General features: G+C 47.7%; 11 protein-coding genes. 5 read left to right on the top strand and 6 right to left on the bottom strand.

The features are described 5' to 3' along the window. Nucleotides 1-206 precede the first annotated feature (206 nt). The 6 genes from QUW60_RS01570 to lnb all read right to left on the bottom strand — a co-directional run bounded on the left by QUW60_RS01570 (nucleotide 207) and on the right by lnb (nucleotide 9,050). Entirely contained in the window at nucleotides 207-1,205 is a 999-nt protein-coding gene (locus QUW60_RS01570; protein WP_258337558.1) for an MBL fold metallo-hydrolase, read from the bottom strand. Between the two features lie 21 nt (nucleotides 1,206-1,226). Then, nucleotides 1,227-1,673: a hypothetical protein gene (locus tag QUW60_RS01575; RefSeq protein ID WP_258337557.1), complete on the bottom strand. Its 447-nt coding sequence runs from the start codon at nucleotides 1,671-1,673 to the stop codon at nucleotides 1,227-1,229. Nucleotides 1,674-1,737: 64 nt separating this feature from the next. After that, complete coding sequence (locus tag QUW60_RS01580) at nucleotides 1,738-2,730, bottom strand: DUF6340 family protein (RefSeq protein WP_258337556.1); 993 nt, start codon at nucleotides 2,728-2,730, stop codon at nucleotides 1,738-1,740. A gap of 170 nt (nucleotides 2,731-2,900) precedes the next feature. Beyond that, the gene (gene secA, locus QUW60_RS01585; RefSeq protein WP_258337555.1) at nucleotides 2,901-6,200 is read right to left on the bottom strand and encodes a preprotein translocase subunit SecA; all 3,300 of its coding nucleotides are present in this window, start codon (nucleotides 6,198-6,200) and stop codon (nucleotides 2,901-2,903) included. 91 nt (nucleotides 6,201-6,291) lie between these two features. Then, nucleotides 6,292-7,875, bottom strand: coding sequence for an alkaline phosphatase family protein (locus QUW60_RS01590; protein ID WP_289558207.1), 1,584 nt, complete (start codon nucleotides 7,873-7,875; stop codon nucleotides 6,292-6,294). After that, nucleotides 7,875-9,050 carry a lipoprotein N-acyltransferase Lnb gene (gene lnb / locus QUW60_RS01595; protein WP_289558208.1) on the bottom strand — a complete coding sequence of 392 codons (1,176 nt, stop codon included), beginning with the start codon at nucleotides 9,048-9,050 and terminating at the stop codon, nucleotides 7,875-7,877. The genes QUW60_RS01590 and lnb overlap by 1 nt, the downstream gene beginning before the upstream one ends. A 312-nt stretch (nucleotides 9,051-9,362) precedes the next feature. Here lnb and QUW60_RS01600 point away from each other — a divergent pair, with 312 nt between their 5' ends. Genes QUW60_RS01600 through QUW60_RS01620 form a run of 5 tightly spaced genes read left to right on the top strand, consistent with a single transcriptional unit; the run spans nucleotide 9,363 to nucleotide 14,615 of the window. Then, nucleotides 9,363-10,088: a type III pantothenate kinase gene (locus tag QUW60_RS01600; RefSeq protein WP_258337552.1), complete on the top strand. Its 726-nt coding sequence runs from the start codon at nucleotides 9,363-9,365 to the stop codon at nucleotides 10,086-10,088. Next, entirely contained in the window at nucleotides 10,078-11,355 is a 1,278-nt protein-coding gene (bamG, locus tag QUW60_RS01605; RefSeq protein ID WP_289558209.1) for a BamG family beta-barrel-assembly machinery protein, read from the top strand. The genes QUW60_RS01600 and bamG overlap by 11 nt, the downstream gene beginning before the upstream one ends. Before the next feature lies 1 nt (nucleotide 11,356). Continuing rightward, a complete protein-coding gene (locus QUW60_RS01610) occupies nucleotides 11,357-12,706 on the top strand; it encodes a tetratricopeptide repeat protein (protein ID WP_289558210.1) in 1,350 nt (449 codons plus the stop codon). Nucleotides 12,707-12,713: 7 nt separating this feature from the next. After that, complete coding sequence (gene lptC, locus QUW60_RS01615) at nucleotides 12,714-13,346, top strand: LPS export ABC transporter periplasmic protein LptC (RefSeq protein ID WP_289558211.1); 633 nt, start codon at nucleotides 12,714-12,716, stop codon at nucleotides 13,344-13,346. 9 nt (nucleotides 13,347-13,355) lie between these two features. Next, nucleotides 13,356-14,615 carry a hemolysin family protein gene (locus QUW60_RS01620; protein WP_289558212.1) on the top strand — a complete coding sequence of 420 codons (1,260 nt, stop codon included), beginning with the start codon at nucleotides 13,356-13,358 and terminating at the stop codon, nucleotides 14,613-14,615. Nucleotides 14,616-14,677: the final 62 nt, after the last annotated feature.

Here is a 14,677-nt window from a genome sequence, read left to right on the forward strand (position 1 = left end):
AAGTAGATGTCAAGAATTAGTTTATGCAAAATCTGTCTGTTCTGAAACGCAGATTAACGCGGATTTTCGCAGATGATTGCGCTAATTATCTGCTTTGAATCTGCGTTAATCTGTGTTTCTGATAATATCATTCAGAGCCTGTTTCAATTTTGCTCTGCCTCGGCTTGAGAATTGTTTTCAAGGATGTTTTTCGGGCCAATAAGCATTCAGCGCAGACGCTGCAGCTTGACTATTTCGCCCAACTCCGGAATAATTACGTTTATGCCACGCTTCTTCGCCTCATCCGCAAACACATGCGGAGGATCGAACAGCGGTTCGTCAGACAGATCGAATGTGCCATAATGCATCGGAATGGTAACGCGCGCGTGCATTTCTTCCGAAGCTGTCAGCGCATCGTAAGGAGAAATGTGGTTGGGCTTCATAAACCAGCGCGGCTTATAGGCGCCTATGCCTATCATGCAATAGTCAATATGAGGGAAAAGCCCGGGAAGCTCGCTGAAATGAGCCGCATATCCCGTATCGCCGCTGTTATATATGGTGATGCCATCGGCCTGAATCATAAATGATCCCCACAGACGGATACCGCCGTCGTTCACACCCCGCTTGCTCCAGTGCTGGGCAGGAAGGAAAGTCAGACGCAAATCACCGTCGGCATACTGTTCGTACCATCCGGCCTCAATGGTCTGCAGCTCAGGGAACCAGCCTTGTATAAGCGTGCCCGTATTCAAACCGCAAAACAGCTTCATCTGCGGATTATCTTTGACCAGACGCTCCACGCTCGGCTTGTCGAGATGATCAAAATGGTCGTGACTGATAAGAAGATAGTCAATGTTCCGGAAAATTGAAGGATTGGCAGGAAACTGGCTCCGCCGCTTGACGAACGGTATGCTTCCATAAACCGGATCAATCATGAAGCGCTTGCCTCCCAACTGGAGAAAAAACGAATTGTGCCCCAGCCAGATTAGGGAATTTCCGACAACAGCGTCCAACGAGCGCAGGTAATGCACCTTCGGATTCCATTTGACTGTCCGTTTCTCCTTGCGCTGGGGATTGGGAGAGAGCCGCCATTTCAGAACACTTCCTACCCCCGGCCTCCACCTGTGCTGACGGTTGAAGAATTTCCCGTTCACATTCGGATTCCCCCTCCAGTGCGGATTGACGCACTGAAGTTTCTCATTCCGACGGAATATGATGCGCTCCCCCATAAAGACAAAGCCAATAAAAAGTTATTTTTCAAGCAAATCTTTCAAAAATGCGTCAAGCTCTTCGTCAAGCCCTTTCAACAACTCCCCATCAAGCAGCAAAGTGTCATCATCAAGCAGCAGGAGTTCGCACACCGTTTCTTTCTCGTCGTCGACAAGCACAAACGAATAGGGCTTCAACAACGACAAATGCTCAAACACTCCTTCGTCTTTCAAAGCTGTCAGAACTTTTTTCAGCACCGGCTCCACCACGTCGTAAAAATCATCCGATTCATAATTCACCCATTCCTCGATGATGGCCCGCGCCAGTTCTTCCTCATCGTCATTGAAAACAAGCAGTTCGCCGCTGTCTGAATTAGGCTGCACGTGGATATCCGTAACAGCCGAGTTTTCATCTCCCCCGGCATATCCGGACACTGCCTCACGAAAAGCTGCAGCCAATGCAGAATATGATTGTTCGCTCAGTTCCATAAGTCCTTAATTTTTTCATACCTCAAATGTACAAAAAAAATGACTTACACAAGAATTATTCGCATTAATTGTTTTCAAAACGGCTCATCTGGGAGTGCAGATGCAGAAAATCCGTTGCCCGCTTCGACAATTGCAAGGAATTGAACTTCCATACCATATCTTCTTCCGAACCGTCTTTGATATAAGGTTTTGCCTTGTCAAGCCAATCTTTCGCCTCATCCAGCCTCCCCTCCATTTCTGCAGCCAAAGACAGGTTCAATGCAGCATGTGCCTTCATATTTCCCGACTTGCGTCCGTCGTACAGCTGCTTCCACAAGCTGTACGCTCCCCGCCAGTCGCCTTCGTTCACAGATATGGCAGCGTCCCGCATCTCTACGCATCCCCCCGCATAATAGATGCGTTCGGCCGGAGTCCAGTACGGCACCAGTTCCCGCCCCATCGCTGCAGCCGAAAAACGGGCCATCTCAGTGATCATCCTTATGTCCGACGGAACATCATTCAGATTCCATTCGACACTGTCTGCCGAAACCACCGCATACAAAGGCTTCTCCCTGACAGGAGAATAGACATGCAACACAGAAGTCACCCTTGTACGGACAACGGGCCAGGATTCAAACATCCCGGGATATTCAACCAGCTTCTTTTCATTGGAAATAAAGACCCTGTCGAGCGAAAAGATTACGTCAACGCCCAAATCAGCGGCCAGCTTCTTCACTTCGTCGTGCGTAAGGGGACGGTAGCCGTTTCCCTCCGCCCGCAAGTCATTCAAGGCCGAATCGCATATAATCACCTGGTCAAAATATTTGGCATCGGCAAGCACATCGGCCAGGGCTTCGGTAGAAAGTTTTCCGCTGCCGTCAAATGTGCCCAAAGTTGCCAGATTGTTTTTCGCTTTGGGAATTACAGGCATATTGTTTACCACGGCAACCGTCTGCACCTGTACAGGCAGGGTGACTTTCGCCGGACACAGCTGCTCGAAAGAGAACGTCTGTATGGAGCTGCACGAGAACAGCCCGCAGACACATATCAGGAAACATAAGACACGTACGTTCATCATACACATACAAGATTGGTTTACATCCACAAATGTACAAAAATAATGCAGACGGCAAATAAGCGTGTGTTTAAATTTTCCTACAAACTGCTGCTGGGGAAGCGCTTGCAAGCCACAAAAAACGCCGCCCGGAAAATTCCGGAACGGCGTTCACATCGTTTCATCCGATAAGATTACATATTCTTTCCGTGGCAGTTCTTGTATTTCAAACCGCTTCCGCACGGACACGGATCATTGCGTCCGATCTTCTTTTCCGCATGATACGGCTGCTGCTTTGGCTGTTCGCGTGTGTCGCGTGAAGCAGCCGCCTGCTGGTTCGGATCGGCAAGATCCTGTTTCTCTTCCCTGTACTGCTGCTGCGGACGCTGGGGTTCCGGAGCCGCTTCACGAACCTGCTGAGGTTCCTGCACCGGAATCTGGGCACGCATCAGGACAGAAACCGTATTGTTGTTGATCTTGTTCACCATATTGTCGAACAGGTTGACCGATTCAAGCTTAAATATCAGCAGCGGATCTTTCTGTTCGTAGCTTGCGTTCTGAACCGAATGCTTCAAGTCGTCCAGTTCGCGCAGGTTTTCTTTCCAGGCATCATCAATCGTATGAAGCAGGATGGCCTTTTCAAACGCCTTTACAATAGCCTTCGATTCCGTTTCATATGCCTCCTTCAGATTTACGGAAATGTTATACATACGCTTTCCGTCGGTAATGGGAATCATGATGTTCTCATAAATCTGTCCCTGGTTTTCATAAACCTGCTTGATGACCGGGTTGGCAATCTGCGCCATACGGTCCATCTTACGCTTGAAGATCTCCATTGCGGAATCAAATGTTTTGTTTGCCAGTTCCTCTTTCTTCTTGTTGCGGAAGTCTTCTTCCGTGAACGGAGTTTCCATGGCAAGTGTCTGGAACATTTCCATGCGCGCATCATCAAACGCAGGCTGTTCAACGGCATAGCAGCAGCGGTCCCAAATCATATTGGCGATATCCATGCCGATACGTTCGCCCATCAACGCGTGGCGGCGCTTGGTGTAAACCACAGTACGCTGCTTGTTCATCACATCATCATATTCAAGCAAGCGCTTGCGGATACCGAAGTTGTTTTCTTCCACCTTCTTCTGCGCACGCTCGATCGAATTCGAAATCATCTTATGTTCAATCATCTCCCCTTCCTTGAAGCCGAGCTTGTCCATCACATGGGCAATGCGGTCGGAAGAGAAAAGACGCATCAGGTCATCTTCCAATGAAACAAAGAATACGGAAGAGCCCGGGTCACCCTGACGTCCGGCACGACCGCGCAACTGACGGTCTACACGGCGCGACTCGTGGCGTTCGGTACCGATAATCGCCAAACCTCCGGCAGCCTTCACTTCCGGACTCAGCTTGATGTCCGTACCACGGCCCGCCATGTTGGTAGCGATAGTCACCGTCGAACTCTGGCCGGCCTTGGCAACGATTTCGGCTTCCTTCTGATGCAGTTTCGCATTCAGCACGTTGTGCGGAATCTTCCGCATGTCAAGCATCTTGCTCAACATTTCAGAGATTTCGACAGAAGTAGTACCTACCAGCACCGGACGGCCCGCAGCCACCATCTTCTCGATTTCCTCAATCACAGCCTTGTATTTTTCACGCTTCGTCTTATAGACACGGTCGTTCATGTCGACACGTGCAATCGGACGGTTGGTAGGAATGACCACAACATCGAGCTTGTAAATGTCCCAGAACTCTCCCGCTTCCGTTTCGGCAGTACCGGTCATACCGGCCAGCTTATGGTACATACGGAAATAGTTCTGCAAGGTAATCGTTGCGAAAGTCTGCGTGGCAGCTTCTACCTTCACACCCTCTTTCGCTTCAACAGCCTGATGCAGTCCGTCGCTCCAGCGGCGTCCTTCCATGATACGTCCGGTCTGCTCGTCAACGATTTTCACCTGTCCGTCCATCACTACATAGTCCGTGTCGCGTTCAAACATCGTGTAAGCCTTCAGCAACTGGTTGATGGTATGCACGCGCTCCGACTTGATGGCATAGTTGGTGAGCAGCTCGTCTTTCTGCGCCAGTTTCTCTTCATCGGTCAGTTCTTTCCGGTTTTCAAGTTCAGAAAGCTGTGCGGCGATATCGGGAAGCACAAACAATGTAGGATCCTGCGAGTTGCCTGTAATCAGGTCAATACCCTTATCCGTAAGGTCTGCACTCTTCAGCTTCTCATCGATTACGAAATACAACGGTTCAACAGCCTCCGGCATACGCTTGTTGTTCTGCTCCATATAAATCTCTTCAGTCTTCAGCATGCCGGCCTTGATACCCGGTTCGCTGAGGAACTTGATGAGCGGCTTGTTTTTAGGAAGAGCCTTGTGGCTGCGGAACAGTGCCAGGAATCCGGCCTCCTGATCTTCTTTCTTGTCAGAAGCAATCAGGCGTTTCGCATCGGCAAGGAACTGAGTGGCGAGCTTGCGCTGCGCCTCAACCAGACGTTCAACCAACGGACGGAGGGTTTCAAACAACTGCTGGTCGCCTTTCGGCACCGGACCGGAAATGATCAGCGGAGTACGCGCGTCATCAATCAGCACCGAGTCCACCTCGTCGACAATTGCATAGTTATGCTTGCGCTGCACCAGATCTTTCGGAGAAATGGCCATGTTGTCACGCAGATAGTCGAAGCCAAATTCATTGTTCGTACCGAAAGTAATGTCGGCCATATATGCACGGCGGCGAGCCTCAGAGTTCGGCTGGTGCTTGTCGATACAGTCAACGCTCAAGCCATGGAACATATAGAGCGGTCCCATCCACTCCGAGTCACGTTTTGCCAGGTAATCGTTGACAGTCACTACATGCACGCCGTTTCCTGTCAGTGCATTCAAAAATACCGGAAGTGTGGCCACAAGCGTCTTACCTTCACCTGTAGCCATCTCAGCGATCTTGCCTTGATGTAGAACGACACCGCCAAACAACTGCACATCGTAGTGAATCATGTTCCAGACAGTTTCATTTCCTCCTGCCTGCCAATGATTCTTCCAAATGGCCTTGTCGTCCTCCAAACGGACAAAGTCATGTCCCTTGGCCGCCAGTTCACGGTCGAAATCCGTAGCGGTCACAACCAGCTCTTCGTTTTCAGTGAAGCGGCGGGCGGTATCCTTGACAATAGCAAAAGCAGTGGGGAGCACTTCATTAAGAGCCTCCTCATATTTGTCAAGCACTTCCTTTTCCAGCTTGTCTATCTGGTTAAAGATAACTTCACGCTTTTCTATTTCAGTATTCTCAATAGAAGCCTTCAGATCATCAATCTTCTTGTTCAATTCGGCAGCAGAATCCTTGATGTATTTCTTCAGTTCTACCGTTTTGGCACGTAGTTCGTCGTTGGACAGCTTCGATATCTCAGGATATACGGCTTTCACTTTTTCAACCCACGGCTGAATCTCTTTCATGTCGCGCGTAGCCTTGTTACCGAACAGCTTGCTTATAAATTCATTGAATCCCATCTTATGTTATAGTTTTTATTATTATCAAAAATTAAATTGAAACCGATAGGCGTTTTTCATAAAAACAGCCAGCTCCCGACTTCCGCTCGGTTTATTCACGAATGTCGGTCATAGGAGGAACTGTGCAGGCATTAGGTGCCCTGATGCGCATGAAGTGGGCCAAAGTAGGAACGATGGCAGCAATTTTTACCGGATTATAAAGTTTCTTAGGCTTTACGCCGAAGCCGACAAATACCAGCGGAGAAGAGCTGTATGCCTCACGCACGACATTCACCTGATGTGAATATTCATTCACCACAGACCATCCCGGCATCACTTCAATATAAATGTCACCCGAGCGGTAGGGATTGTACGTGTTGCGTATCTTTTCGATTTTCGGAGTCCATGAACCCAAAAGCAGACGCTGCGCCGAATAAGCGTTCTGCACCCCGCTCATCTGCACCACAAATTCAGCCGAGCGGCTCATCATCTCCACCAGATTCAGCTTTTTCTCTTCGATCAGCTTATGATTAAGATAAATCTGACGGTCGTAATAAGTTTCAACGTACTGTCCCGGACCATAAATGGCCATCAGATACATATTGAGCAAAGCCGCACAACGCTTGATATGAAACTCGCCTCCAGGAATCCGGTATTGGACCGGATCAACCGGATCAGGATCACTGTAGCCCGTCGATGTGATAAAGAAGAGCGTGTTCTTCAAACCTACCTTGCGGTCAATCAGGTCCAGAAGATCGCCAATGGAATTATCCAGACGCACATAAACGTCCTGTATTTCCATCGAATATTCCGCATTCGGCCTGTGCGCATAATTCCCGGCATAATACGACAGCGTGAGCAAATCAGGAATGTCATCCTGCCCCATTTTGGTCGCATTGAAGCAAGCCGCAGCCAAACGGTTCACCTCATCATTCACATAAGGCGAAGTCTTGAATCTTTTATACTTTTCATACCGCTCATCATCAAAGTCATGCTTGAAGGTAAGCTGCTTGTTGGAAGAAGTGATATACTTGTAAGCCGTAACCGGATGATAAGGCTGCCACACCAGTTCTCCAATCCGGAAGTCCAGCCCTTCACGATCGTTATAAGTGCTCACCCATTCGGGGAAAACGCCGTAATAAGTGGTTCCGCTCCATTTTCCGTTTGCGTCGTTCAGCCAAAAAGCCCCTTTGGCCGCATGTCCGGCGGCCAGAATGGCCATCTCACGTGTAGGAGCGATGGAATAAACCTCCGCCATTCCCTGAGTCGCAACCATCAGTTCGTCCGACAACGTAGAAACCTGCAAGTATTTCGGAGAAGAATTTTCAGAAGTATACACTCCGATGAAAGCCTGGTCGTCGACCGACTTCACCAGACGCAAAGTGCTACGGTCCATCCATCGGTTTCCCGGAATGCCGTTATAATAAGGAGAAGTCCCCGTGTAGACAGCGGCTGTAGCCGACGAACGGTCCACATTGATAAAGTCATATTCCGCATCCGTATAAATGCGCCCTTCTTTCAGCAGACGCTTGAAGCCTCGCTCGCCATATAAAGCAGAAAAAGCTTCGATATAATCGGCGCGTAACTGATCAATGGTAAGCCCGACCACCAGCCGCGGCACGGCAGAACCTGTCTGAGCCTGCAGACCGGTAATGACAAATACCGTCAATAAAGATGTCAGTATGCGTTCTTTCATTATCTATTTTTATAAACTAAAACATGGCTTACAGCATTAACCAGCAAACCGAGTGCCAAAGGTAATACTGTTAAATTGAATTTTTGCGGTAAAAGCAGGAATAACGCTATAAAAATTGTTAAATACACTGCATTAATCCAATGATACAGGTCTTTTTTACGTTTCATGTCCCTATACACCATCACCGGAAGATAAAGCAAAGGAAGCGGATTGAACAGCCAAAGCAGCCAGTTTGACCCCACCGTAGGATGGACTGATACAAAAAAAAGGAAAGCAACGACGCAGCCTGCCACCCCTTGCGACAAATAAAGCAGAATGTCCCATCCCCAGAAAATGCGGCGGCGTTTCCACTGCCACCATCCGATCAGCACGTTCAACGCAAGGAACAAAGAGGCTGCCATCATAGGAGAAAGAGGGAAAGGCGGTTCGGTTTCGGGCTCCACATCCACAATCTTCTCTTCACGAAGCACCAGCGGACGCTGCGTACCATCCTCTCCAAGGATATATGCGCTGGAGGCAAAAGCCTTCATATAAAAGGGCGCAAACATCTGACGGCGGTTGTCTATCGGACGGTCAGCCTCTGCCCCCAGGCAAAAGTCAATCCCCATCTCATCCCAGGGAGAACCGGCAGTGAATTCATGCACGATGCTGCGGAATGTTTTGCGGGGAGAACCGGCGGAATAAACAACTTTCCCCCGAATGCACTTTTCTATTTGGTCACGCGCTCTTGTGGTACAGTTGTCGTAAAAATAATTATAGCGGTATGTGCGGTTCTCAGGGCGGTAGTTCTCTTCAAGCAGGCCAAGCAAGCGCACCTTCTCATCATAAGTAAGGTTCAACGTCTGCTGCCATACGGATGATCCGCGCATTGCATATTCCGCTTCAAAATAGCTGTAAGGAGAAATCCCCAACTGATAATCGGTTTCACCTTTCACAAAACGGTAGACAAAATGGGGCGTGCTGAAACTGAACATGCCGTAATTGAACACCAGATCGACACCTTGCGTGAAATTCTGGTAACGGATAGCCGTATGCCCGAACAGAGCATAGATCTCATTGCCCGGCGCGCATGTGACCAGACTGAGCTGAATACTGTCGCGTGACTGCCGGGCATGAAAAGGAACGACCGAACACACAAGAAACAGAAGCGCAAACAACCGCAATTTACAATTCATATACATTAATTATATAAGCACTATTAAAAAACCAACCCGGACAACTCCCCAGGCTTGTCCGCAAGGAATTCCCCGTCCAGGACAAAATGACAGAGCATTTCCTGAATACGGCAACTATTCCGCCACAAAATTACGGAGAATCTCTGGAATAACCTCAAAAAAAGTCAGAAAGTCAGTCCGACCTCTTTTATATGCAATGAAAGCACCGGGAAGAAAGCATTTCGCAAGAATAAAAATACCTAATAAATCACGATTTCTTTACGATGTATTTATTTTTTCAGTTACTTTGCACCAAATTTAAACAACATAAAAGTGAACTTAATTATCGACATCGGCAATACTGTTGCGAAACTGGCAGTATTCGATGGTGACAAGATGGTAGAAGTGCTGCGCGGTTCGAACCATTCGCTTGACTGCCTCACCATCCTGCGCCACAAATATCCAATAAAACGGGGAATCATCGCTTCTGTCATCACGTTGAGCAACACAATCCGCCGGCAGCTGGCAGAAGTAGACTTCGAAATACTCGAATTAAACTACAAGACTCCTGTTCCGATTGCAAACCATTATAAAAGCCCGCAAACATTGGGGATGGACCGGCTGGCTGCGGTGGTGGGAGCCAACTATCTGCTTCCCGGGAAGAACCTGCTGGTCATCGATGCCGGCACAGCAATCACCTACGAGTTTATTGATGCCGAAGGAAGATATTGGGGAGGAAACATATCTCCGGGCATATATGTCCGGTTCAAAACATTAAACGCCTGTTGCGACAAACTGCCCCTCATCGACCGCAGGGGAGATTTGCCGGAATTCGGATACAACACAGAAACGGCAATCCGGGCAGGAGTCATCAAAGGCATGGAATTTGAGATAGCCGGATATATCCGCCTGATGCAAGAGAAATATCCCGACCTTTTGGTTTTTTTAACTGGCGGAGATAAATTTTCTTTTGATACAAACTTAAAAAGTATCATCTTTGCAGACAGATTTTTAGTATTGAAAGGTTTAAACAGAATTTTGAATTATAATGTCAAGTAAGAAAGCACTCATTGGCGCACTGTTCATTGCCGTTTCAGCAGCTGTTTCGGCACAGTCGAGCGTCAATTCCCCTTATACCCGCTACGGGCTCGGAGAAACATTCGACCAAGTTTTTGCCAACAATGCTGCAATGGGAGGTGTAGGCTATGCCTTGCGTTCCGACCTGCACATCAATCCAATGAATCCTGCCTCCTATACGGCCGTGGATTCTCTTTCATTCATGTTCGACACAGGCATGACTTTAAAAAGTTCAAACTTTCAAGAAGGAAACTACAAATCGAACGCAAAGAACGCAAGTTTTGACTATATTGCCATGCAGTTCCGCCTGCACCCGCGTCTGGGCATGGCCATCGGCTACACTCCCTTTTCTACTGTCGGATACAACTTCGACAGAAGCAAAAACATAGAAAACAGCGAGGTGACCATCAGCAACAACTTCTATGGCGACGGAGGAATGCAGCAAATCTTCGCAGGATTGGGATTCAAGATTCTGGACAATCTTTCAGTAGGAGCAAACATTGCCTACCTCTACGGAAAACTGAACTACCAGACAACGGCCACCTTAAGCAATGGAGGCGACCAGACAATTATCTATAACCAAATGTCGGTGAGCAGCTACAACGCCAGCTTCGGACTGCAATACACACAGCCGCTCAACAAAAACAATTCGCTTACACTGGGACTTGCGTATACATTGGGACACGTGTTGAATATGCACGACACGCACGGCGAACAAGTAACCGACGGTTCAAGCTATTCAGCTCTGCAAACCCAGAGCACCGAAGATTCTTACGGCATACCGCATTCCTTCGGAGTGGGCCTTGCATGGAAGTACCGGAAGAACCTGACCGTGGAAGCAGACTATACGCTGCAGAAATGGGAAGACGTGAAATACAACAACCGCACGGACATGTATCAGAACCGTTCGAAAATCGCTGTAGGAGCCGAACTGCTGCCCAAAGAGTACGGAAGGAACTACTTCTCAAGAATCAGATACCGGATCGGGGCATACTACTCAACTCCTTATCTGAAAACCCCGTCATACAATCCGAACGCCGCATGGGTGAACGGACCGAAGGAATACGGGATCAGCGCTGGATTTGGTTTCCCTCTAAACCTGAACATGGCCAACAACGTATTGAGCATCACCGGACAATATGTCCGCGTAGCTCCTTCAGTCAGCGGATTGCTTTCGGAGAACCGGTTCGAACTGAAAATCGGACTGACTTTCAACGAACGGTGGTTCATGAAATGGAAGGTTAATTGACATGAGAATGAATTATTGGCACATTTTTATCTGTTCCATCCTGCTTTTCACCGTATCTCCGGCTAAAGGGAAAATTGCGGAGCTACAAGAACAAGACGGTCCGGAAATCAAACACAACATCGAACTTTACTCCAGGCTGATTAAGGCCGGTGAGTTTGAAAACGCATACGAACCATGGCTTTATGTATTCACTCACAGTCCATTGGCCACACCGGACGTATGCACAGACGGCACAAAAATCCTGCATGCCCTGATAGCTGCGGAACAAGACTCGGCCGAACACCAAAAGCTGTTCGAACAACTGACAGCCATCTACGACCGGCAGGCAGAACTGCTCGATTCATTGAACGTCATCAGCAAAAAGCCAGTGACCTTACAGGAAATCAGAGGAAGAAAAGCACATGAATATGTTGTGTTTGCCGGCGACCAGATGGACACTGACACTGTATATCAAATGCTGCAAGATGCCGTTCCCGTAACAGATGAAGCATCGGAATGCTACATGCTGCAAGATCTGATAAACATATCTCTAAAGAAACTGCAAGCGGACAATACGCATAAAAAACAATTCGTACTGGACTTTCTGACGGTTTCCGGACGGCTGGCACAAATAAAGGACAAGACTCAGGACGAGAAAGGCAGACAATTTTTAAAAATCGTAGAGAATGACGTGAATTCATGCTTCATCAACAGCGGCATGGCCGGATGCGAAAATATGCAGAAAGCATTCAAGCCGGAAATCGAAGCAAACAGACACAATCTGGTATACCTCAAACAAATCATTTCGATAATGGAAAGGCTCAAATGTACGGATGACGAAGCTTACTTCGCTGCTTCGGAAGCTGCATACTCAATTGAGCCTACCGCCGAAACGGCACTGGGATGCGCCTACATGTTCTACAAACAGGACAGTATCGGAAAAAGCCAGCATTTCTTCGACCAGGCTATCGAACTCGAAAAAGACACGCTGACAAAGGCAAAAAACAGTTATGAAGCCGCAGTCATGCTCTACAGCAAGAAACACTTCAGCAAAGCAAGGGAATATGCACAAAAAGCACTTTCATTCGACCCCAAATGCGGAAAAGCATATATGCTGATAGCGCAGATGTATGCTTCAAGCCCAAACTGGAGCGATGAAGCCACACTGAACAAATGCACCTACTATGCGGCCATCGACAAGCTGCAGCAGGCAAAGGCCGCCGACCCCAGGCTGACGGACGAAGCGCAGAGGCTGATTGTCACTTATGCCACAAAGGTTCCGAAAAAAGAAGATCTGTTCTTTCTGGGACTGAAAAAAGGAAACGCTGTCACCATAGGCGGATGGATCAAAGAAAAAACAACCATTAAATAGATCGTGTATGGCCGATACCAAACAGACCGACAAAAAATACATAGCCAGGATATTCATAACAGTTGCCGTGTGGACAACTGTTATGTTTGTTTTTCTCCCGTCGTGCGGAAAAAAGGAACAGGCAACTGCTGCCGCCGTAAAAGAAAGCGATTCGCTTCCCGACATGCGCACGCTCGGGGTAACGACGCTGGTATCAGACTCCGGAATGATACGCTATAAAATCATCACCGACGAATGGCTGGTATACAGCCACAGGAATCCGCCTTTCTGGGCCTTTGAAAAAGGAGTGTATCTGGAAAAATTCGACACGCTCTTCCATGTCGACGCAAGCATCAAAGCCGACACCGCCTATTATTATGAACAGAAAAAACTGTGGGAACTCAGAAGCAATGTACACATACAGAGCCAGCGGGGGGACAAATTCGACACGGAACTAATGTTCTGGGATCAGAACAAGGAAAAAATCTATTCCGACAGATTCATCCGCATCGAGCAAGTGGACAAGGTGCTTACCGGATACGGATTTGAATCGAACCAGCAGATGACAGAATATCAGATATATAACAATACAGGTATCTTTACAGTGGAAGATACGGCTTCGGCAGACTCAACGGCCCGCTCTGGAGGAAAACAACAATAAAAAAACGACATGGCAACAATCGCTCAACTGATCATTTCCGTGATGCTCGCGGCATTCTTTTCCAGCATGGAAATAGCTTTCGCCTCGACCGACAAGCTGCGCTTTGAAATGGGTAAAAAAGACAACCTCACCACACGCATACTGACCGTCTTTTACAACCATCCCAAAGATTTCATATCAACGATGATGACCGGATACATCGCTTCGCTGGCAGTCTTCAGCATACTGACCGCAAACTTCATGCACGGTCTGCTGGACGCAAAAGTCAACGTATCTCCGGCCTTTACACTGATACTGGAAATTATCGCAGCATCCGCAGTGCTTCTGGCACTTGGAGAATTTATGCCCAAGACACTGGCCAAAGCCAATTCACGCTTCATGCTCAAAGCTTTCTGTATCCCGGCGTACATCTGCTATATCATACTCTATCCTTTCAGCAAAACGGTCACTTTTCTTTCCGTAAGCCTGCTAAGACTCTCAGGAACCAAAATCAACAGGAAAGATCAGGAACGCGCATTCACGAAAGGCGACCTGAACTACTTCATACAAACCAGCATCGAAGAGGCAGGAGGAAATGAAGAAAACATTGACGACGAAATAAAAATTTTCCGCAACGCGCTCGATTTTTCAAACATCAAAATCCGCGACTGCATGATTCCGCGAACCGAAATCATCGCGGCTGAGTTCAATACCCAACTTGAAGAACTGAAAAATACATTTATCGAAAACGGAATAAGCAAAATCATCGTTTACAAAGACAATATCGACAACATCGTAGGATACATCCACTCTTCTGAAATGTTCCGCAACACGGAAGACTGGCAGAAGAACATCCGCTCCATTCCCATCGTACCGGAAACAATGGGAGCCAACAAGCTGATGATCCTTTTCAAGCAGCAGAAACGTTCGCTGGCTATAGTAGTCGACGAGTTCGGAGGAACTTCGGGCATCGTGGCAATGGAAGATCTGGTGGAAGAGATACTGGGCGACATAGAAGACGAACATGACACAAATTCAACGGTAGCAAAAAACATAGGAGAAAACGAATACATATTTTCCGGAAGACTGGACATTGAAAAAGCCAACAAAGAGTTCGGACTGGACTTGCCTGAAAACGACGAATACCAGACAATCGGAGGACTGATTCTGCACGAATACCAGAGCATTCCCAAAGTCAACGAAATTATCCGGATTGACAAATTTCAGTTCAAAATCATAAAAGTTACTTCCACAAAAATCGAACTGGTGAAGCTGAAAGTGGAGAAATAAGCATTTTTTTTTAAAGAAAATAGCTACTGAACAGCATTTTTTGTATCTTCGTGCGCAAATTG

The organism is Bacteroides gallinaceum (assembly GCF_030373775.1).
In the GTDB taxonomy this organism is placed as follows: domain Bacteria; phylum Bacteroidota; class Bacteroidia; order Bacteroidales; family Bacteroidaceae; genus Phocaeicola; species Phocaeicola excrementipullorum.